At 49.6% G+C, this 19850-nt stretch carries 18 protein-coding genes; 8 read left to right on the top strand and 10 right to left on the bottom strand.

Features of this window, described 5'->3' with window-relative positions; all coding sequences use genetic code 11:
* The first annotated feature begins 197 nt into the window (after positions 1–197).
* Both AC3WT9_RS03285 and AC3WT9_RS03280 read left to right on the top strand, forming a co-directional pair.
* Positions 198–389 (top strand): hypothetical protein, encoded by a 192-nt coding sequence (locus AC3WT9_RS03285; protein WP_341093553.1) that lies wholly within the window; start codon positions 198–200, stop codon positions 387–389.
* A 137-nt stretch (positions 390–526) separates the two neighbouring features.
* A complete protein-coding gene (locus tag AC3WT9_RS03280) occupies positions 527–1180 on the top strand; it encodes a C45 family autoproteolytic acyltransferase/hydrolase (protein ID WP_341378792.1) in 654 nt (217 codons plus the stop codon).
* On the opposite strand, the gene AC3WT9_RS03275 is transcribed toward AC3WT9_RS03280, so the two are convergent.
* Entirely contained in the window at positions 1123–1650 is a 528-nt protein-coding gene (locus AC3WT9_RS03275) for a GrpB family protein (RefSeq protein WP_341093555.1), read from the bottom strand. The two genes, AC3WT9_RS03280 and AC3WT9_RS03275, sit on opposite strands and share 58 nt — an antisense overlap.
* 167 nt (positions 1651–1817) lie before the next feature.
* Between AC3WT9_RS03275 and AC3WT9_RS03270 the strand changes: the two genes are divergently transcribed.
* The 5 genes from AC3WT9_RS03270 to AC3WT9_RS03250 all read left to right on the top strand — a co-directional run bounded on the left by AC3WT9_RS03270 (position 1818) and on the right by AC3WT9_RS03250 (position 5639).
* On the top strand, positions 1818–1988 hold the full coding sequence (locus AC3WT9_RS03270) for a hypothetical protein (RefSeq protein ID WP_341093556.1): 171 nt from the start codon (positions 1818–1820) through the stop codon (positions 1986–1988).
* Positions 1989–2150: 162 nt separating this feature from the next.
* Positions 2151–3086 carry a LacI family DNA-binding transcriptional regulator gene (locus AC3WT9_RS03265; RefSeq protein ID WP_341093558.1) on the top strand — a complete coding sequence of 312 codons (936 nt, stop codon included), beginning with the start codon at positions 2151–2153 and terminating at the stop codon, positions 3084–3086.
* A gap of 55 nt (positions 3087–3141) precedes the next feature.
* Entirely contained in the window at positions 3142–4401 is a 1260-nt protein-coding gene (locus AC3WT9_RS03260; protein WP_341093559.1) for an MFS transporter, read from the top strand.
* An 18-nt stretch (positions 4402–4419) separates the two neighbouring features.
* Positions 4420–5205, top strand: coding sequence for a GNAT family N-acetyltransferase (locus tag AC3WT9_RS03255; RefSeq protein ID WP_341378793.1), 786 nt, complete (start codon positions 4420–4422; stop codon positions 5203–5205).
* An 86-nt stretch (positions 5206–5291) separates the two neighbouring features.
* Complete coding sequence (locus AC3WT9_RS03250; protein ID WP_341378794.1) at positions 5292–5639, top strand: DUF4190 domain-containing protein; 348 nt, start codon at positions 5292–5294, stop codon at positions 5637–5639.
* An 86-nt stretch (positions 5640–5725) separates the two neighbouring features.
* Here the strand turns inward: AC3WT9_RS03250 and AC3WT9_RS03245 are convergent, their stop codons facing one another.
* The 6 genes from AC3WT9_RS03245 to AC3WT9_RS03220 form a co-directional block, all read right to left on the bottom strand.
* Entirely contained in the window at positions 5726–6934 is a 1209-nt protein-coding gene (locus AC3WT9_RS03245; RefSeq protein WP_341093563.1) for a response regulator, read from the bottom strand.
* Positions 6931–8697, bottom strand: a complete 1767-nt coding sequence (locus AC3WT9_RS03240; protein WP_492407268.1) for a cache domain-containing sensor histidine kinase — start codon at positions 8695–8697, stop codon at positions 6931–6933. The genes AC3WT9_RS03245 and AC3WT9_RS03240 overlap by 4 nt, the downstream gene beginning before the upstream one ends.
* Before the next feature lie 77 nt (positions 8698–8774).
* Positions 8775–9599, bottom strand: a complete 825-nt coding sequence (locus tag AC3WT9_RS03235; RefSeq protein WP_340898057.1) for a carbohydrate ABC transporter permease — start codon at positions 9597–9599, stop codon at positions 8775–8777.
* 17 nt (positions 9600–9616) lie between these two features.
* Positions 9617–10507, bottom strand: a complete 891-nt coding sequence (locus AC3WT9_RS03230; protein WP_038592609.1) for a carbohydrate ABC transporter permease — start codon at positions 10505–10507, stop codon at positions 9617–9619.
* Positions 10508–10624: 117 nt separating this feature from the next.
* Positions 10625–11989: an extracellular solute-binding protein gene (locus AC3WT9_RS03225; protein ID WP_341093566.1), complete on the bottom strand. Its 1365-nt coding sequence runs from the start codon at positions 11987–11989 to the stop codon at positions 10625–10627.
* Between the two features lie 320 nt (positions 11990–12309).
* The gene (locus AC3WT9_RS03220) at positions 12310–13182 is read right to left on the bottom strand and encodes a hypothetical protein (protein ID WP_341378796.1); all 873 of its coding nucleotides are present in this window, start codon (positions 13180–13182) and stop codon (positions 12310–12312) included.
* 121 nt (positions 13183–13303) lie between these two features.
* On the opposite strand from AC3WT9_RS03220, the gene AC3WT9_RS03215 reads away from it, so the two are divergent.
* Positions 13304–14245 carry a zinc-binding dehydrogenase gene (locus tag AC3WT9_RS03215; protein WP_341093568.1) on the top strand — a complete coding sequence of 314 codons (942 nt, stop codon included), beginning with the start codon at positions 13304–13306 and terminating at the stop codon, positions 14243–14245.
* 364 nt (positions 14246–14609) lie between these two features.
* On the opposite strand, the gene AC3WT9_RS03210 is transcribed toward AC3WT9_RS03215, so the two are convergent.
* Genes AC3WT9_RS03210 through AC3WT9_RS03200 form a run of 3 tightly spaced genes read right to left on the bottom strand, consistent with a single transcriptional unit; the run spans position 14610 to position 19722 of the window.
* Positions 14610–16808, bottom strand: a complete 2199-nt coding sequence (locus AC3WT9_RS03210) for a DEAD/DEAH box helicase (RefSeq protein WP_492407267.1) — start codon at positions 16806–16808, stop codon at positions 14610–14612.
* Entirely contained in the window at positions 16805–18124 is a 1320-nt protein-coding gene (locus tag AC3WT9_RS03205) for an ATP-binding protein (protein WP_341093571.1), read from the bottom strand. The genes AC3WT9_RS03210 and AC3WT9_RS03205 overlap by 4 nt, the downstream gene beginning before the upstream one ends.
* Before the next feature lie 8 nt (positions 18125–18132).
* Entirely contained in the window at positions 18133–19722 is a 1590-nt protein-coding gene (locus AC3WT9_RS03200; RefSeq protein WP_492407266.1) for a TerB N-terminal domain-containing protein, read from the bottom strand.
* Positions 19723–19850: the final 128 nt, after the last annotated feature.

The raw sequence follows: 19850 nt of genomic DNA, 5'->3' as shown, positions 1-19850 counted from the left end.
TCAACCTATCCGTCCTAACTGGAGGGTGCTTGGGTCTAGATTCACTGTAAACAGTTTCTTTAAGAATAACCCGGTTTCAAACTAATGTATATAATAATAATACAATATTGTAACCAATAGGTCTGTTAAATTCTTCTAATCCTGTTTAATGATAAGTAGAGATCATAATGCCACAGTTTCAAAAGGAAGTGAAACGAATGAGAAAAATAGAAATACAGTCGGCCTTGGAGCAAAGTATGAAGCAGCGTGTTCATCTTGTGAGCGGTGAAACTTTTACCGGCCTTTGTGAAATTGATCATCCTTCGGATTCTTTAAGCATTTCAACAAATAAAGGTATCCTTACGGTACCTTTTTGGACCATAAAACGTTTTGTTCACAGCAGAACATAGTCAAACCAGCCTTGCTTTTTTAAAAAAATCAACCCGCCAAGATACGGACTGGCGGATTGTTTAATGTACGCATTTCATGCAATTATTAGCTGAATTTCAATCCCAAACTTATATCTATAATTTACCATCCAAATGCCATGAATACAAGAAAATTCAACTGTAGCCTGAGCACCACCCGTGTGACGGGCAAGCCCGCCCATATCGGATTTTCACTTCAGCTCTTCGGCCGGTATGACGGCATGAATGACGAAGGTCTCAGCGTGACCATGACCTCCGGCAGAATCCGGCCAGAAATGACAGGTGAGGGTTTTGTGTTCCCGGGAGTGGTTCGGGCCCTGCTCGATGACTGCACTACAACCAGAGAAGCTGTTACCCTGCTGCGCAGCATGCCGATCTCCGATTACAGGAACTTTCTGGTTTCCGACAGGCACGGTTCAATGGCATTGATCGAAGTAGCTGGGGCACATAAAGAAATTAAGGTTTATGATGCCAGAGCGGCGAGCCTTCCCCAGCTTATCGTATCCACCAACCACTATACGCTGCCAGCCATGCAGCAACATAACCTTCAGCTGATGCATAACTCGCAAGCGAGACAAGAGGCGATGTACTCTACTCTCTGGAAAGCAGGAACGGACTACAATCCGCAGGAAGCAATGAAACAACTGGCAGAGCGGCAGCCGGCTGGCCTGTTATTCAGGTCCGGTTGCCGCTCTATTCATACTTTTTTTTCCGCTCACTGCATGGCTTTGTTTAGGATGGAATGTACAAAAGCTGTCTTGCCCTCCGTATAGGCTTCTCTGTCATTGCGGTATTGTTCTGCCAGGGCCAGCTTTACTTCCTCATACGCCCGAACCGCAGCAGGATGACTCCGCAGATAGTCCCGGAAAGCAATATGCTCCAGATAACCTTTACCGTCCTTGGGACATACATAAAGATGATATTGCATCAAACCGTCATCCTTCTCGCACTCAAATACCTCTCTGCCCTCAATCCCAAGATTTCCAAGATGCACATAACCAAATTCCCGGAACCTCTCGACAATACCAGGCAGTGCCTCATAGCTCTCCATCACAAGATCCAGGTCTATAATCGGTTTGGCCGCCAAACCTTCAATTGAGGTGCTGCCCACATGCTCGACAGCAATGACAAGATCTCCAAGGATCTCAAGCATCCGCTTTTTGATTCTGCTGAATTCGGCCTTCCAAGCGGGATTATAAGGAACCACTTCAATAGGAACAGGGCTTACAGCGATGACCGTCACCTTCTTTGCTGGGTTAGTTATTTTATTGTCAGCTTACTCTAAGCCTTCGCTCTTTGTAAATGATCCGGTACACACTCCAGAGAGGCTACGCACCCCCGATTTCAGATGGCTGGGATAAAATGCAAACCAGTTTCTCATACTATCTGTTAGCAGATGGAGGTGAAATCATGCCCAAAAATAGTGCCGATCCCAAACACGACCGTGCAAATAATAAAGCAGATAAGAAAAACAACCAGCAAAACCATGCACATCTTACTGAAGAACCCCAGATGTTAAACACCAATAAGGCTGAAGATTATGTTCCCAGTTTGAATGGTGTCACCAAAAATGAAACTTAAGCTGTAAAATTGTACAGCACACAGGCTGCTCCCCCGTCGCTGAATAACGGGGAGCAGCCTCTTCTTGTCTCCAAGTAAATATTTTTAGTTTTTCATTCAGTTGACTTGTCCCGTGGCTGAATGATAGGCTTTTCTTCTAAGCCTTGTTAAGGAGAATGCCCGATGAAAAAAGCGACCATGAAGGATATTGCCCGTCAGGCGAACGTTTCAGTAGCTACGGTCAGCTATGTGCTGAATAATGTGAAGAACCAGACAATCCCTGACCCGACCCGGCAGATTATACTGCAAATTGCCCGGGAGCTGAATTATGTCCCGAATCTCGCGGCGCGTTCCCTGGTCAAACAACGGACCGGACTGGTCGGCATTCTGATTAACCGGACATCCGCTTTGCCCTATTGGAAACGCCAAAATTACATGTCGCTGGTGGAAAGTCTGGAAGCGATGCTAACAGAAGCCGGTTATCATACTCTGCTTGTCCGTTTAAATCCCCTTAATCCTGCGATGGATGTAATCCGTGAACGCAAGCTGGATGCTGTCTTTGTGCTGGACGTTATGGATGAGATGTTCTACCGGATATCCGCCAATTTTGTGGAAGGCGTTCCTCTGATTCTGCTCGACAGCATCATCGATGACAGTCTTTTTAATCAGGTTAATTATAACTATCCCCAAGCGTTGCAGGCCGCTGTATCTTCCTCCACAGCTCCCTCCTGTCTGGTCATGGAGAGTTATCATAACAAGGCGTTAGCGGAGTGGATCCTTGCTGGATCGGGATTGCCGCGGGAGCAAGTTCATATTGTCAACAATTCCCAAGAGGCACAAAGTGAACTCGTGAGCTTTTTGACCCTTAACCGGGATAAGCATATCATCGCCATCAATGAATATTTGGCAAAAGCTGTTGAAAAAACTGCCTTGGCCTCTTCAATTACAGCCATTTGCACCTGCGGAGTACCGGAAATCCTGCTGGACAGTACGACAGTCATTCAGTTTCAGAACGATAGAGCACTGACCGCCTACGAATTAATGACATCTGTTATTCGCGAACAGTACGATTCCAGTCTGACAGGCAGCAATCAATTTTTGGTTGAAGTTCTCCAATAAATTCTTTATAATAACTTAAACGTTTAAGTTAAGTGATTACGAGGAGGTTTTGTTGATGAATTCTACCAGCGCTGAGATCGTGAATGCCCCTATGCCCCAAGTGAACTATCCGGTTTTACGTAAAAACAAAGTTTTCCTGCTGTTGTTCACAGCCAGTACGCTTACGATACTGGGAAATGCCTTTCACAGTCTCGCTCTTAGTCTATGGGTACTGCAGGAGACTGGCAGTGCAAAAATGATGAGCATCATGACTGTCAGCAACCTTGTCATCTGTTCGTTGCTGGGCAGCGTAGCGGGCACCCTCGCCGATCGCGTCAACCGCAGAACACTGATTGTATGTGCCTATCTGGTACAGAGCATCACTGTACTGGGAATCGCTTACGCCCTTACCAGCCCTAATCTCTCCTTCGTCCTGATTGTTTGTCTTACCGGAATTGTAACCTCTGCCGGACAATTTCAGTCTCCTGCCTTTCAGGCTTCCCTGCTGACTGTTGTCGGCAAAGAACATATCCAGCAGGCAGCAGGCTGGATGACCTTGTCAGAGAACATCTCCCGTACTGTTGGTTACGCGCTCGGCGGAATCTTTGTCGCTGCCTTCGGTGGCGCTTGGGCGATCTTTGTAGATGGGATGACCTTTCTGTTAGCCTTCCTGCTGGTGCTAGCCTCAGGCTCATTCACTGGTGTTACAGCCGCACGTGGACCCAAAAAAACGTTCAAGCAGGATATTTTCAGCGGTTTCCGTTATATTTGGAGTAATCCATTTGCTAGAGCTGTTACCTTACTGCTTCCCGTACTCACACTATTTTTCCTCTCCTGCCTCATGCTGACACAAGTCATGGCCGTGCAGGTATGGAAGGCAAGTCCGTTTCAGTTCGGTCTGATGGAGAGCTGCATCCCGCTCGGGTACATGCTTGGATCGGGCTTGATATTGACTGCCGGGAACAGGATCAGGCACCGTGGTCTGCTGGTCGCTGTCAGTCTCCTGCTGCTGGGTCCGCTGTACGCCCTGCTGTCGGCTATTACCTCAATGATGCTGGCCATCCCGCTCATTCTGCTAATCGGCTTCACCTTCTCATTCAGCACTTTACTAATTAATATCATCCTGAGACTCGAGGTGCCTGAGGACCTGCAAGGGCGGATGTTCGGTGTACTGGGGTCCTTAATGAGTGTAGGTCCCCCTTTGGGACTTGCTGTCTTTTCTTCGTCAGCCGACCATTTTGGAGCCTCTGGAACCATGCTTGCTGCCGGTCTTATCCTTTTTCTGTTCGGCATCGGAGCTGTATCCCGACTTAAAGTAGTTCGTGAATATAAATAAGAACTGGAGTGAAGTTCATTGGGACATACTGAATTGATTATGAAGTACTTGCGTGAAAATCCGCTAAAAAATGTAACCCCGTTAAAGATGATGACCGCTTATCATCAGGTGATAGACAGCTATCTGGTTCAACAGCAGGAACACTGGGGTATTCTGTTGCTTCTGCCTGCAGACGCTTACTCTTTTGATCAACGGATATATCCGGATGCCGAGAAAATAGTGCTGATGGATTACAGTAGCCCCGAAGTGCTGCCCGAGCTGCTACAGCGATTGCCCAGAGAAACGAATCTAGTCTTCAAAATTCAGGAGCAGACACGGATTGCGATTGCCGGTCAATTTCCGCTGCACAAAGTACGATGCTTTTATTCCTATAGTTCTACAGCAGAGCAACGTTTCGATCCGTACGCCGAAGCTGTACTAAACGAACAGATGGATGAACGGCTGCTCCCATTATGGCGGGCGAATGATTACAGCAAGGAAGAAATTGAGCATTGTTTTGCAGACGGCGCTTTTTCCATATCTATATTCATGGGAGACACGCCACTCAGCACCTGCCTCGTATTCCGCAACGAGGAACAAATCTGGGAAATCGGGGCCGTGCGTACGGCCGAAGCCGGCAGAAGAAGCGGACTTGCACAGCGGGTCGTCCGCACTGCGGTATTCCATACGCTGCAGAGAGGTTATATTCCAAGATATCAGGTGGAGGATACCAATATCGCCTCCATTCGTTTGGCCGAATCCGTCGGCCTTACGCTAGCTGTGAAGCTGGAGCATTGGCTAAATTATATAGAACAGCCGAAATGATCAAAAATTAATCACCGTAATATTCTGGAAATTGTTATATAATGCGAGGAGCAGCAATAACAATTTACTTATGAAGGAGTTTGTTCATGAGCTATCAACCGTTTGGACATCAGGACTATTACACGCCGCCACCGCCGCCGGCACAGACAAATGGTAAATCCATTGCCTCATTGGTGCTTGGGATTCTGTCCATTGTGTCACCATATATCGGGATTCTATTTGGGATTATTGCGATTATACTTTCTGCGATTTCCCTGAAAGAGATTCGTACCCGTTATGAAGAGGGAAGAGGTCTAGCCATCGCCGGCCTCGTCTGCGGGATTGTCGGGACGATTATTTACACCTTACTTATTTTACTGTTTTTATTCGCCCTTTTTGCTTTGAATGAAATAGATTCTGGTAGCATATTCCACTTCAGCACCAACAACATCTGATAGGCTGTAAGAAATGCAGGATTTTCGAGTAAATGGACTAAAAAGGAAGCTGAACCGGTTTCGATATTCGGTGTCAGCTTCCTTTTTTATTGCGGCGGGCAGCCTTTGGTCAGATGAATATTGATATTTTGCTGCTGGCGGTATTCAGTCGGAGTCAGTTGGAACCTTTTACGGAACATCTGAGTGAAATGGCGCATGTCCTGATACCCCACACGTTCTGCGATTTCAGCCAGCTTCAGCTTGGGGTTCAGCAGCAGCAGCTTTGCTTGTTCCAGCCGCAGTGAGGTGACGTATTCTTTGTACCCCTGCCCTGTCTTTTGCTTGAACAACTGGCTGAAGTACGCCGGGTTCAGGAACACGACAGAGGCCATCTTCTCCAGCGATAGATCCTCGTTGTAATGCTCCCTGATAAAATGCAGTGCAACGTCAATGGCCTTCTCTCCGCTTCCCTTTAGCGGTTCCGCCTCAAAAGCTTGTGAAGCGGATGCTTCCCTCATCCGTTTCACGACCTGCGGCACGGTATTGAAATCATAACTCAAGCCGGAATGCAGGATTTGAAAAGGCATCTTCAGATAATGGTTGAGATGGGCACGAAGCTCCTCCCGAAACGGTTCAGTCCGCTCGTTCTCCCTCAAGGTAACCAGGCCGAGTAAACTCTGCCGGTCGAAATTGACGACAAAACCGTTCCCATGCAGCTCGATCAGCTCGGAAAGTACATTCTCCACGATAAAATGCTCCAGGCGCGCGCTTTTTTCCCCCGGGTCCAGCTGTACCATCACCAAGTAAAAGTTGTGATAATCTTCGATGAACGGACCAATATCCAAATTGCCGATATCAAGGCCAGAGGCCAGCCGCTGGAATACACCTTCCCGCAGAAATTTGAGGCTAGCCTTCAGCCTTTCCCCCTGCCGTGAAATGTCGTTGTCCTTCTGGATCTCCAGCGTCAGATTATTGATAATCTCCTCCAGCTTGTTTTTGCCGATCGGCTTGAGCAGATAATCCCTCGCTCCAAGACGGATCGCCTCCTGTGCGTAGGAGAACTCACTATGAGCGGAGATCACGATCCATTTCACATAGGGATATCTGCGTCTGGAAATTTTCATAAACTCAAGGCCATTCATACCCGGCATTAGGATGTCAGTCAACACGATGTGGATACGCTGTTCTTCCAGCACCTTGACGGCTTCTTCGGCCCTTTCAGCCACAAAAACCTGATACTCCGGATACAGATGCTTAATCGTGCGTTTGATGCCTTCGCGGATAACCCGTTCATCATCGGCTATGAGAATGTTCACTTGTATGTGTCTCCCTCCACTCTAATCGGAAGCATGATGGCAACCTGTGTCCCTTCTCCGGGTAAACTTTGAATCTGCAGACCGTAACTATCCCCTAACATATACTGCAGCCTGCGGTGGAGATTCTGCAAGCCGATGCCGCCTTTGCCGCCTTCTTTCGGACTGTCTCCGTTTAGCGAATCCTGCAGCCGCTCCAGCTGTTCCGCATTCATGCCATTGCCGTTATCTTCAACGAATAACTTCAGAACATTCCCTTCCTCACGGGTGTACACCTTCAGGATACCCTGACGGTTAAGCGATTCCAATCCATGCTTGACAGCATTCTCGATCACCGGCTGTACCGTCATCTTCGGAACGCGGATATTCAGCCAGCGCTCATCGACTTCGGCGACAATCTGCAGCCTGCCTTCAAGACGGATGGAAATGATCTTTAGATAATGGCCGATCTGCTCCATCTCTTCCTCAAGGGTAACTTCCGCGCCGTCTTCCCACTGGCTGCTGTAACGGAACATGGAGGACAATGAGAGTACAAGCTCTCCCAGTTGCTCATTCCCCTCCTCATCAAGCATCCAGTAAATCATATCCAGTGTGTTGTAGAGAAAATGCGGGTTCACCTGGGACTGCAGCGCATGTAGCTCGGCGTTCTTCTCACTGACGGAAGAGAGCTTGACCCGTTCGATCAATTCCTCAATCCGCCGGACCATCCGGTTGAAAGAAGCGACGAGAATATTGATTTCCTGATAGGAAGACACATTAACCACGCCCCGGAAGTTTCCGATTTCCACCTGTTTCATCTCCCGGATCACTTTCTTGAGCGGTGAGGATATGGTCTGCGACACAATCGAAGCAATCAGGGTGGATACGATAATCAGAATGGAAATAACAATCAGCAGATATCGCTTCATCTCGATCAATTCCACATTGAGATCTTTGTCCGGAGTGATGCTCATTACCCACCACCCGGAGAAAGACAGCTTGGAGGCTACAATTAAGCGGTCTCTTTCCTGCTGCACAATGACATCCTTATCCCCCTGCAGGGACGGCAAATTCTCCACGACTGGTGACGGGTCCGTAGCCGAGGATACAAAACGCCCATCCTGAGACATCAGATAAACCTGGCTGTGCGCTCCCAGCTTCAGATTATCCAGCGCATCAAGAACAGGCTGCGGGTTCGTTTCGTACAGAACGATGCCTATCGGCTTGTGTTCATTGAGATCATAAATTTGCCGCCCGAAAGCGAATACAGGACTGTCCTCGACCTCATCAATGAGCGAATGCTCGTACACGCCGAGCCAGACCATTTTCCCCGTAGAAGCCTTAAGCTCATGGTACCAGTCCTCGGTGTGGTACTCCGGGTCAACCACGTTCATGTAGTTGCCGTAATTATAAATTTTGCCTTTGTCCATGATGACATGGATGCCTACCAGATCGTCCCGCGAATAAAAAATCGAGCCAATGATATTTGTGATAGTCTGTTCATTGATAAAAGCCACTGCCGGTTCATCAGTTGTTTCATTAAGCAGGCGAACCATCTCAAAGTTATTGCTGAGTGATTTGGACAGGGAATCATACCCCTTGTAGAGCAGGGTAAACAGCCCGGCCGTTTGAGCGACGTTCTTCTGCGACAGATCACTGATCTTTTCATGCAGCTGAACAGTAGTCCGGTTATAGTACAGCAGGCTGACAATCAGCAGAATACTGGACATGCAAAAAAGAAACAGCAGAAACAACCGATGGTGGATGGAATGAAAGCCATTTTGCATAGGACTCTCCTCCTTTCAACATCTTGTGTCTGCCGTTCCCTATTATAAATCCAATACAAATTTAATTGCAACGCCCATTAACCCTTAACAGCTCCTGCCACCATCCCTTTTGTAATCCGGTTGGACAGGAAGAAGTAGATCAGGATGACCGGCAGCGCGCCCATGACGAGGAATGCGCCGATATTTCCATAGTTGACTGAATACTGGCTGACAAAAGTGTAGACCCCGAATGGCAAGGTCTTCAGTTTCTCGGAAGAAATGAAGGTTGCCGCCAGAATATATTCGTTCCAGATGTTGATGAAGGTCAGGATGCACACCGTCATCACCGGCGGGATTGAAACCGGAAGAATAATGCTGCGGAAGATGCGGTATACACTGGCTCCATCGATAAATGCAGATTCCTCAATTTCATGCGGAATGTCTCTCATGAACCCGGATAGGATGAACACGGCAATTGGCGTGGAGAATGCAATATAAGGCAGAATCAGTGATAAATGTGTGTTCAGGATATGCATATTTTTGAAAATGATCATCAGCGGCAGCAGAGTCGCCTGCATAGGGATCATCATACCCATCAGAAAGACCATCATTACAATGTTTCCATATTTCCAGCGGAACCGTGAAATCGCATAGGCAACCATGGAGGCCAGCACAATGACGAAAATCATCGTAACCGCCGTAACAAACACACTGTTGGACAAGTATTTCAGATAACTCCCCGAAGTATAAGCTTCGCTGTAGTTATGCCATTGAAACGATTTTGGAAAGGAAAAGAAGCTGCCATCCATAATTTCTTCGTTGGTCTTCAGGGAATACAGCAACAGCCATAACAAGGGATACAGCTGGGTCACTACAGGAATGGCGAAAAGAAGATACACGATTCCTTTTTTGAATTTTCGCATGATCGCGCACTCCTTTTCTAATTGAATTTCCGCTCGATTTTATTGAATACGGTATTGATGAATCCGGTAAAGACCAGGCAGACCACAACCAGGAAGGTGGCAATCGCACTGCCGTATCCATACTTGAAGGACATAAAGGAACTGTTATACATATGGGTAGAGATTACATCGGTAGCATGTGCCGGGCCCCCCGCTGTCATGACCATGACCAGATCGAAGGCCTGCAGTGAACCGATAAACGCCAGTACAATTGATATTTTAAAGATCGGAACGATCAGCGGCAGGGTGATGTAACGGTCCGCCTTAAATCCATCTGCTCCGTCAATTTTAGCCGCTTCATAAAGCTCATCTGGAATATTGGACACCCCGGTATACTGAATCAGCAGATGGTAGCCGAAGAACTGCCAAAGCGATACGAAATAGAGTGCGAACATGGCAATCTTGGGTTCAGTGAGCCAGTTATGTGTCCAGCTGTCCAGTCCCAGGGAGATCAGAACCCCGTTCAGCATACCTCCTGCGGAAGCCGGATTGTAGACCGTTTTCCACAATTGGCCGATAATGACGACGGAAAGAATAACCGGTGTGAAATAGATCGAAACCAGAGTATTTGCTCTTTTCAAATAACGGTTAAGTAAAATAGCCATAAACAGGCACAGTGGAATTTCCAGCATGGAAGCCACCGCATACAGCAGTGTTCTTCTTACTGATGGCCAAAAGACAGGATCATTAAAAAACATATCTTTAAAATTGCCGAAACCGATAAACTCTGCAGAAGTGAGACCGTCCCACTTCAATAAGCCTGTATACAATGAAACCAGTATGGGAACAAACACAAGGCATACATATAAGAGCAGACCTGGCAATACGAAGACGGCTATTGTTCGTCCTGGCACCTTTAGTACTTTCATCTTTCCCGCCTCCTAAACAAGCAGATTTCTTTTTCTATGTCCATCATAGATCGATGCGAAGAAGCTCTGGTCAGCTCGCTTCGCATCGATAGATCATGGGAATGTTTCTATTGCTTCTTATTTATTAGCTTCGAATGCGGTTTGATGTTCCTTGCCCACTGCGGCGGAATCCACTTTTTGCACAAACAGGTTCTGAATGCTGCTCAAGTGAACTTGCGCCGTTGCCGGATTCATCGTATTGTCAAACGCCAGGTCACCGCCTTTGACTTCATTGAACAGGCCTGCAATGTTAATCGCAAGATCGGAGTAACCGGCAGCTTTCAAATCGCCATCTACTTTTTGGCCCAGACCTACGGCATTTTTCAGTTCAAATTGCTTCTTAGGATAGTTGGATGCGAAGAAGTTGAGGAAATCCTTGGTTTCCTGCAAATGCTCGCTGTTTGCGGAAATGGCAAATGCGCTGCCTGGTGCAAGCATAAATTCATTAGGGTCGCCTTTACCGTTAACTGTAGGGAATTGGAAGGCCCCTACTTTGCCGGCTACAGATGAAGCATCAATGGCTCCGGTTTCCCATGAACCGATAGACCACATTGCCGCTTTACCTGTTTTGAAGATATTGCCGCCTGCATTGGCATCAATGGATGTTGCACCATCAGGGAATGCGCCGGCTTGGACCAACTGCTGGAAGGCGTCTACTGCTTCTACGAATGCTGGATCTTCGAACGTTTTCTTGCCGTCAAGCACCTCTTGCAGGAAACCCGGGCCGCCGTTGGTACGGAGCAGAATGTTCATGAACAGGAATGAGCCTGTCCAGGAGTCCTTTTCACCGATCGCTAGGGGTGTGATTCCTTTCTCTTTGAGAATCTTTACATCCTTAAGCATTTCTTCGAATGTGGTTGGCGGGTTTGCAATTCCGGCTTGCTCAAACAGCTCCTTGTTGTAATACACCACCTCGATATTGTTGCCGTCAGGCAGTGCGTACACATTATTATTGAAGCTGTAGTAATCGAGCAATCCAGTTTGATACGTATCCTTCAGTCCGTTCTGCTCCAGCATATCGTTCAGTGGTGCGAACAATCCGGCATCTACAAACGGCTTCATTTGTGCAGCAGGGTTAACAATGGTGATGTCTGGCACTTCTTTGGAGGCCGCTTGTGTTTTAAGCTTTACTTTTTGCTGGTCTGTGTTCAATGTATCCAGTTCAATATGAACGTTCGGTTTTTCTTTTTCATATTCGGCCACCAATTCGCGGATCATTTTGTAGGCAGGTGTTGCAGGGTCAGGATAGATGTTCTGGAAGGTAATCGTTACTTTTTTGCCGCTGTCTTTGGTAGCTTCCGCAGCGCTTTTGGTGCTTTCCGGAGCTGCGTTGTTACCCCCTTTGTCATTGTTGTTGTTGGAGTTGCCGCATGCCGCCAAGGTTAATGCCATAGCAGCAGTTAAACCGATGGAGAATGTCTTTTGCATTTTTCTGTTGACCATTTGTTTGTTGCCCCCTGTCTTCGTGATATGTTCATTATCTTTCGATTAAGCGCTTCCAACAAGGTGGGAACTGCAGAATAAAGGTTTGTTTTTTCTATATATAAAATAAAGCTGTTCAGTGAAAATAAAGTATTAGACTAGAGTTGTTGATTTAGACTGAACAATTAATATAAAGCAGCGGCAGACCAAGACTTGATAAATAAAGCCTTAGACTGCCGCTGTTGTCATTAAACTATCGTTCCCCATTAGTTTAATAAACCACCTATTCAATTATCAGCTATCAATAACTTTTTCGATTCCATCCTCTTGTAAGTGTCGGATTAGACAAATGCACAATCAGCTGGACATCCCAGGTTCTCGAAAACTGTGCGCGCGGCAGAATCTACCGGCAGGAAAACCTCAATTTGCGGATATAAGCGGCCGCCTGCAGAAATCGAAATCTGTCTGTAGCGTACGGGAATAAGGTCTCCGGAGCTTTCCATTCTGGCTAGAATTGTTTGTATTTGATCAACATTTCCCCCTACATCCGGCACACTCAGATATTCGCACGCGTTATATTTCTGAACTCTATCCAGCATTTTTTGATACCACGCATCATAACGCGAGAGTATGTGCTCGCTCTTAAAGGCTTGTATTCCGTTTATAATGTGCTCCTCCCACTGCTTAAACGACGCCTTGTCAAACGTGGAGCGGGACCGGATAGGAAAACCAGTATTAAAATGTAAATCGACCCTATTCATTAAACCGTCATATGAACGGTCGAGAGGGATTTCGAACAATTGATGAAAAGGCTCGTTTAATCCCTTGATGTCCTGAGTATGTGTTACGACCATGGCTGGAAAAGGAATACTCCTCATCGTTTGCTGAGCCCACTCTAATGCACGCTCCAACGACCGTCCATACAATTCGGTCTGAATTGGAAGAAAACCGGCTGCCATAAGCAAATCGTTACGCTCGTCGGATGTACACTCAAGATATTCTGCAATATTTATTATCGTCTGGCGGGTCGGTATGCGGCGGGTACGTCCAACCAGCAGATTTTTATACGAAGGAAAAGCCTCGTCGTTCAGCTCTTGTTGAGTAAATCGTTTCAAGGACGGTTGAGGTCGATCGACAAGCTTTTGCTGGCGTTTTATCCGCAGGGCTTCAATTTCTCCCATTACGATTCTATGTCTGGAATTCTCCGTATCCATCTTCTCTTCCTTTCTCTTATGAAGTGTAGTTCTGCACTTGGGCCGAGCCTTCATTTAAAGTATACTCCTCATTGAAATGAAGGTCATCTAATGACCATAACCAACATGGAGGAAAACCGATATGATTCGTACTATTGTTGTTGATCCGCGTGCCCCGTCTCATTTGGCCTTCAAGGAAGTTGACGCCCCGCAGCCTAAGCCATGGGAAGCGCTTGTGCAAGTGAAGGCCGTCTCACTCAACCGCGGTGAAGTGAGTGACGCTAAAAATCAGGAAATATCTAGCCGTCCTGGCTGGGATCTCGCCGGGATTGTCATCAAGCCGGCAGAGAACGGCGCAGGACCGCAAAAAGGGGCCAGGGTTGTTGGTTTGCTCCCGATGGGAGCCTGGAGCGAGCAAGTGGCTGCTCCCGTATCGTTGTTGACCGAAATCCCAGACAAACTCACTTTCACTATGGCGGCTACCCTCCCCGTAGCAGGGCTCACGGCTCTTTATGCACTTCGAAAAGGCGGCATGCTGCTTGGCAAACGAATTTTCATTACAGGCTCTAGCGGCGGAGTTGGGCTATTCGCCCATCAGCTTGCAGTCCAATCCGGCGCATACGTTGTAGGTACGGCAAGCACGGAAGAGAAGGCTGAGCTTGTTCGGGAGGTTGGATCCGACGAAGTGATCATTGGATATTCCGCAATTTCATCAGCCAGCAAATTTGGGCCGTACGATCTGATCATCGATTCAGTAGGCGGCAATACACTGGCGGCGTTGCTGCCGCAGCTAGCGCCCCAAGGGATTTGCGTTGCAGTAGGATTTTCTTCCTCAAATACCGCAATGATCGATATGAAGAATATGGTGACCAGCGGAGGAAGAACCTTGTACAGCTTCTTTTTAGGTGAGGAACTCACTCGTCAATCAGCCGCGGACGATCTGAGTTTGCTGGCCCGGCTGGTCACAGATGAGCGGTTAATCCCACGAATCCAAGTGGAGGCGCCCTGGACCGAAATTGACACGGTTGCCCGTAATCTTATGGAACGGAAATTCTCGGGCAAAGCCGTGCTTCACTTAGATTGATTATATAAGTTTGCAACTATAATCCCAGGAATCTAAAAACGAATCTGAAAAAGAAACGGCAGTAGTACACCCTTACTCGTTTGAGTGGGAGTACCGCTGCCTTTCAATGAACCCGGCTATTTGACCTTTATATTTCGGTTGGCTTAATGAAGTGCTCACCAGTCTAATACTTTATGTTTCAGTCTGACACTTTATTTCTTCGGACAAAAGCATGCATATTGGGATTTCTCTTCCCTATATTGGCATGCCTTTGCAGAAAAATAGCAGCAGCCCGGGATGGATCATCCGTGGCTGCTGCCGCATCATTAATGCTATGAAGTTTAGATTTCATAGTGCTTCCGCAATACAGATTGTAGTAAACGCTCTAGTTCTCCACCCGCCACTGCTTAATCACATTCAGAAGCCCTGGCACATCCAGCCCATCCAGTGAAAAGGCTTTGCGCAGCAGCTCATGGGGGATGAATTCATCATATTTGCCGAGATATGGCGCTTCATCCTTGCTCAGCAAGGAAAGCGGGTCCGTCGCAGCGGTTGTTTCAGCCATGATCTCTTCCTCCAGCGTATCCGCATCTACACTGCCGGCGACTACCATATAATAAGGCTCCATCGATGTGATGGAACGAAGCCCCAGCCGGCCTTTCAGGTTATTCTTCAGCAGCCGTTCCAAAGTCCGGAACTGCCGGCTTCCCGCCCACGGCAGGATGAACATGGAATCGCCGCCTGCCGGCAGGACGGATCGCGTGAGCAGACCGCTCTCCTTGGCCAGGCGGCGGGCCCGTTCCAACCGGGCCGCTGCGCTTGGCGCCAGATACGGATACAGCGCCGTCGCTCCCAATACCTCACGGATTTTGGCCATGATCCGGGTATGCACATCACCGCCAGCACCAAGCCAGAGGGTATCAACCTTGCCGCGCGAGCCTTTGACATAGACGGCCTTATGTCGGTTGTCTACCTCCTCCACCTTCCACAGCTTGCCCGCCAGCGTGAAACAGTAGCCCGGTGGGGGTACGGTGGTAATGGAGCCGATTTCCTCGGTGCCATTATAGACGACATGCTCCTCATCGTCTTTGAATACAGCAAGAAAACGGAAATTGTTGACGATCTTCTCACCGGCCAGCCCGATCAGCAGTCCGCCTTCCTCCAGTGTCTCAATATGGCCCATGCCCACCATGTACTCCATGAAGGTATCGTAATCCGCCGGGTCAATTCCCCGGAAGGACGGCAGGCTCAGAACAGCTGCTTTCAAATCCTCCGGTTCGGCTTCCCCCATGCTCTTAAGAATGCTCATCGTCTGATGGTACAGGAGCCCAACCGGCAGCTGGCGCACATTCAGCGGCTCTACCCACTTCTCCCGCACATACAGCTCAATGACCGCAATCGCCCGCAGCAGCGTCCAGGGCATCCGCGCGGGCAGCTGCGCCTCCTCATCATCCTCCTCCGGGGTGACGAAGATCATCTCCGAAGCAGAGTCACCGCGTCTGCCGGAGCGTCCCAGCCGCTGGACGAAGCTGGCGCAGCTGTAAGGTGCCCCGAGCTGCAGCACCCGCTCCAGCTCGCCAAGATCTATGCCCAGCTCCAGGGTAAGCGTAGCTGCGGCTACCGCCGGGCCGGGACCTTGCCGGAGCGCGGCTTCCGTCTCTTCGCGCAGCATCGCGGAGATGCTTCCATGATGCACATGGAACACATCCCGCTCGCCGCGTTTGGCTGCCATGCGCCGCATCTCCAGAATCGCCTCCTCGGCGTCCGTGCGGCTGTTGGTGAAGATCAACGCCTTCTTCAGATGCGTATGATCGTAAATGAACCCGTAATAGGCCTGGCGGGCCCGCTCCAGGTGTTCAGCCTGCACCTCATCCCGCGCATCAGGGAAGGAGAAATGCTCCACACTCAGCCGGAGCTTGCGCCCCCCTTGCGGTGCGGATACCTCCACGCTCTCCCGCGTTCCGGCGGCCAGCCACTCGGTCACGGAAGCATAATCGCTCAGTGTGGCCGAAAGGCCGATCCGCCGGGGATGGCAGCCGGCCATCCGCGAGATCCGGGCCAATTGGCTGAGCACCTGGATGCCGCGGTCCGCCCCCATAAAGGCATGCACTTCATCAACAATAATGAAGCGCAGATCATGGAACAAGGCGGGGATCGCATTCGGGCGGTTCATGAGCAGCCCCTCCAGCGATTCAGGGGTAATCTGCAGCACCCCGGAAGGATTCTGCATCAGCTTCGTTTTATCCGCTTGCGGTACATCGCCATGCCAATGCCAAACCGGGATATTGCCTTCCCGCAGCAAATCATTTAACCGTGTGAATTGATCATTGATCAGCGCTTTGAGCGGCGCAATATAGAGAATCCCCACCGAATCGGACGGGCGCTCATAGAGCTCAGTTAATGCGGGGAAGAATGCCGCCTCCGTCTTGCCTGAGGCCGTACCGGAGGCAATCAGCAGGTGGTGCGGGGTATCAAACAACACGCGGCAAGCATCTACCTGAGCCTCGCGAAGCGTCTCCCACCGGTTCTTATAAATAAACTCCTTGATGAAAGGAGCCAGCCTGTAGAACGGATTGTCGCTCATAGGTCAAACTCCGCAAGAAATCCGTCCAGTTCGTTTTGCTCAGTCTCCGCCGGGTTTGCGGTGCGCTCGCCCACCAGCTTCTCGAACGAAATCTCCGGATGCTGGTGAAGGGTGTGTAGCAGATCCATGAAATCACGCACGACCTCGCGCGGGGTCAGCAGTTCGTCAGCGCCCAGTCTGCCCACGGCTTCTTCCATGAAATGCACCAGCTGCTCTTGGGCAAGTCTCGCTTCATAGCCGTAATGCAGTGCGTGGATATCCCGCAGCTTCTGAAGCAGCACCAGAATTTCCTCATGGGACAGCATGTCCAGCGCAATAATCGGTCCGGTGAAATTATTCAGCTCGGCTGAGCCGTAACGGCCCGCCACCAGCCGTGAACGCAAAGCCTCGTAGCTGAACAATCCGCGCCGCCCGTCTTCAACGAACTGCGGGGTACCTCCAATAAAGATGCCCAGCCGTTCCGCTTTGCCCTGCATCGTATCATTGAACATTGTCAGCAGCTTTTCGTAGTTGCTCTGGCGGGAGATACTGTTGGTAATCTTGTAGAGGTTAACACCCTCATCTATAAAGAGCAGCAGACCTTTATAGCCGATGGCACCTGTAAATTCGGCCCATAGCTTCATATAATCGTACCAATTGTCATCATCAATGATGACGCCTACGCCAAGTGCCTTGCGCGCCTCGGTGCGGGTGGCGAATTCACCGCGGAGCCAGCGCAGCGCATCCTGCTTCAGCTCATCATCGGCAAGCTTATGACCGTTCCAGTAAGCCGCCAGCACCTTGGCAAAGTCAAAGCCATGCACAAGACCGCGCATCTCAGAGGCTACTGTATAAATTCGCTGCTCCACCTCTTCGCCAAGCTGCAGAGAGTCAGGTCCATACCCCTTCTCCTGCATCACCGCCTGCTGAAGCGTCATAATCCACTTCTGCAGCATGATTTCGAGTGCTCCACCGTCTGGACGGGTCCGGGTCGACAGGTGGCTCATCAGCTCCCGGTAGGTTGCGAGGCCTTGCCCCTTCGTTCCTACCAGCCGCCGTTCCGGCGAAAGATCGGCATCCGCGACCACAAAGTCCCGGTCCATGGCGTAGTTGCGGATAATTTGCAGCAGAAAGCTTTTGCCGCTGCCGAATTTACCGGTAATCAGCTTGAAAGCCGCTCCGCCTTCAGCAATATTGTCCATATCCCTGAGGATGGCTTCCACCTCGGGACGCCGGCCGACAGCAATATGTTCCAGTCCGATTCGCGGCACTACACCCGCCGTGAGCGAGTTTACGAGTGCGGTTGTCATCCGTTTCGGTATTTTCAGTTCATTCATCTAGGGATTCACCTCTTCAAATATTGCAGCACGGGAATAAATTCCTCAGTCAATTCCTCACCGTCGATCAGCAGATCGCCGAGCATGTCCATGGCAAGTTCGTTAATTTCGTCAAACAGCAGCTCCGGCATCGTCCCCCCGGCAGCGGCCAGCTTCTGCACAGCCTTCATTCCATCCTCATCCGCGAGCGCGGACACCGCTTGCCGCTGCAGAGGTGTCAATACGAAAGCAAATGCCTCCCACTCATTGTCTGTACTGCTCGCGGCAGCGGGCGATACTGGAACACTTAGGGTCTCGGGAACAGCATAAATCTCTTCTATAGGATCCTCTTCTATAAAGGAAGGGACAGCGTAATCAAGCTCCGAATCCCCGGAATTCTCTGAATCCTCCAACTCTGCTGAATCCTCAGGCTCCTCTATAGTGAGCAGCGTCCGGACAATCTCGGAATCGTTCTCCAGCCGTTCAAGCTTCCTCTTGTCAATAACGACAGCCGGACCTTTCCCGGCTTGCTCTGCCTTGCGGAATTCCCGTTTCAGAAAACGGGTCACCAGCTCGTCCATATCCGCATCGACCTTAACGTCTTTCAGCCGTCCGCGGAAGCCCATCAGCTCACGCAGCTTGTTCTCGGTGAGCCGGAAAAGCCGCGTAATCAGGCTGCGCAGCGGCGGAGATTTACTGATCCTTACGACAGGCACAAGTACGGAGTAGCCGTAGAGCGATATATCATAAACTGCACTACGGAACAGGTAACGCTCCCGCAGTACCGGCGGGCCGGGCGGGAACATCTCCACCAGCTTGGACCCATGTTTGCGGGCTACATAGGCGTCTATTAATGCAACCACTTGAGGAATATAACACTCAGCCGCCGCTTTGCCTTCACCGGTGTAGAACTTGGATTTGCTGATATCGTAATCCGACATGACCGTCAGCACTGCAAAGGTCAGCTGCTCCGGTGCAGTAGTCAGGCACCTCATCAGCTCCAGCTCTGCCAGATCTCCGGCAAGTCCGCGCGTACGGGCAACGATGCCTGACAGCGGCACGTCTAATTTATGCACGAAGATGAAATCGGCAATCCAGCCGCCAAGATATTGATCCAACCGCTTGTATTGATCCCTGTAAGCTTCCCATAGCAAGGACAGCTGTCTGTACCCTTCCTGTGGTTCTTCCCAGCCTACTCCGTTAATCAGTTCATAGACATGCAGAAAAATATAAGAGAGATCAGTCTTCGGATATCTGCCATGTCGGACTTCATCCCGCCAGAAGAAATACCATCTGTATTGCGCTCCCGTCATATGCCCGTATGTAGGCCAATAACTCTTAAATGGAACAAACAGTGTCGCGGCTTCCCTTTGTTCCGCCAGTTCACGTGCCCGGTGTACAAATTGGCTTTCCGTAGTAGTTACCGGTTCCTGCTTCTCTTCCATATCCCAGAGCTGAAGCTGTACCGTCTCCTTCGGCGGTTCTTTCTTCTTCATCTTGGCGGCGGCTGACTGCGGCTGCACATTCCCGGCAGCTTCCCGTGGCGGAATCGGCATATTACTCTCCGTGCTTTCCCAGACCAGCTCTGTAAAGTGCGGCAGCTTCCCTTCATTATTCATTCTTCCATCGCTCCAATCCTGAAACGTAATCCGAGAAGACCCTGCTCCTGCTCTTATGAAAAAACGGTCCTGTTCACATGGTGTGAAGGAACCGTTTTGTTCTTCTCGAATTATCCGAAACCGCTGTA

It is taken from the genome of Paenibacillus sp. EB106-06-01-XG199 (genome assembly GCF_058791575.1).
Note: the sequence above shows the minus strand (reverse complement) of the source record. Positions and strands in the feature narration are given on the sequence as shown.

Bases quoted from the DNA above. Each gene is read 5' to 3' on its own strand.
- AC3WT9_RS03285 (WP_341093553.1), top strand. From the start codon at position 198: ATGAGAAAAATAGAAATACAGTCGGCCTTGGAGCAAAGTATGAAGCAG.
- AC3WT9_RS03280 (WP_341378792.1), top strand. From the start codon at position 527: ATGAATACAAGAAAATTCAACTGTAGCCTGAGCACCACCCGTGTGACG.
- AC3WT9_RS03270 (WP_341093556.1), top strand. From the start codon at position 1,818: ATGCCCAAAAATAGTGCCGATCCCAAACACGACCGTGCAAATAATAAA.
- AC3WT9_RS03265 (WP_341093558.1), top strand. From the start codon at position 2,151: ATGAAAAAAGCGACCATGAAGGATATTGCCCGTCAGGCGAACGTTTCA.
- AC3WT9_RS03260 (WP_341093559.1), top strand. From the start codon at position 3,142: ATGAATTCTACCAGCGCTGAGATCGTGAATGCCCCTATGCCCCAAGTG.
- AC3WT9_RS03250 (WP_341378794.1), top strand. From the start codon at position 5,292: ATGAGCTATCAACCGTTTGGACATCAGGACTATTACACGCCGCCACCG.
- AC3WT9_RS03240 (WP_492407268.1), bottom strand. From the start codon at position 8,697: ATGCAAAATGGCTTTCATTCCATCCACCATCGGTTGTTTCTGCTGTTT.
- AC3WT9_RS03235 (WP_340898057.1), bottom strand. From the start codon at position 9,599: ATGCGAAAATTCAAAAAAGGAATCGTGTATCTTCTTTTCGCCATTCCT.
- AC3WT9_RS03230 (WP_038592609.1), bottom strand. From the start codon at position 10,507: ATGAAAGTACTAAAGGTGCCAGGACGAACAATAGCCGTCTTCGTATTG.
- AC3WT9_RS03225 (WP_341093566.1), bottom strand. From the start codon at position 11,989: ATGGTCAACAGAAAAATGCAAAAGACATTCTCCATCGGTTTAACTGCT.
- AC3WT9_RS03220 (WP_341378796.1), bottom strand. From the start codon at position 13,182: ATGGATACGGAGAATTCCAGACATAGAATCGTAATGGGAGAAATTGAA.
- AC3WT9_RS03215 (WP_341093568.1), top strand. From the start codon at position 13,304: ATGATTCGTACTATTGTTGTTGATCCGCGTGCCCCGTCTCATTTGGCC.
- AC3WT9_RS03210 (WP_492407267.1), bottom strand. From the start codon at position 16,808: ATGAGCGACAATCCGTTCTACAGGCTGGCTCCTTTCATCAAGGAGTTT.
- AC3WT9_RS03205 (WP_341093571.1), bottom strand. From the start codon at position 18,124: ATGAATGAACTGAAAATACCGAAACGGATGACAACCGCACTCGTAAAC.
- AC3WT9_RS03200 (WP_492407266.1), bottom strand. From the start codon at position 19,722: ATGAATAATGAAGGGAAGCTGCCGCACTTTACAGAGCTGGTCTGGGAA.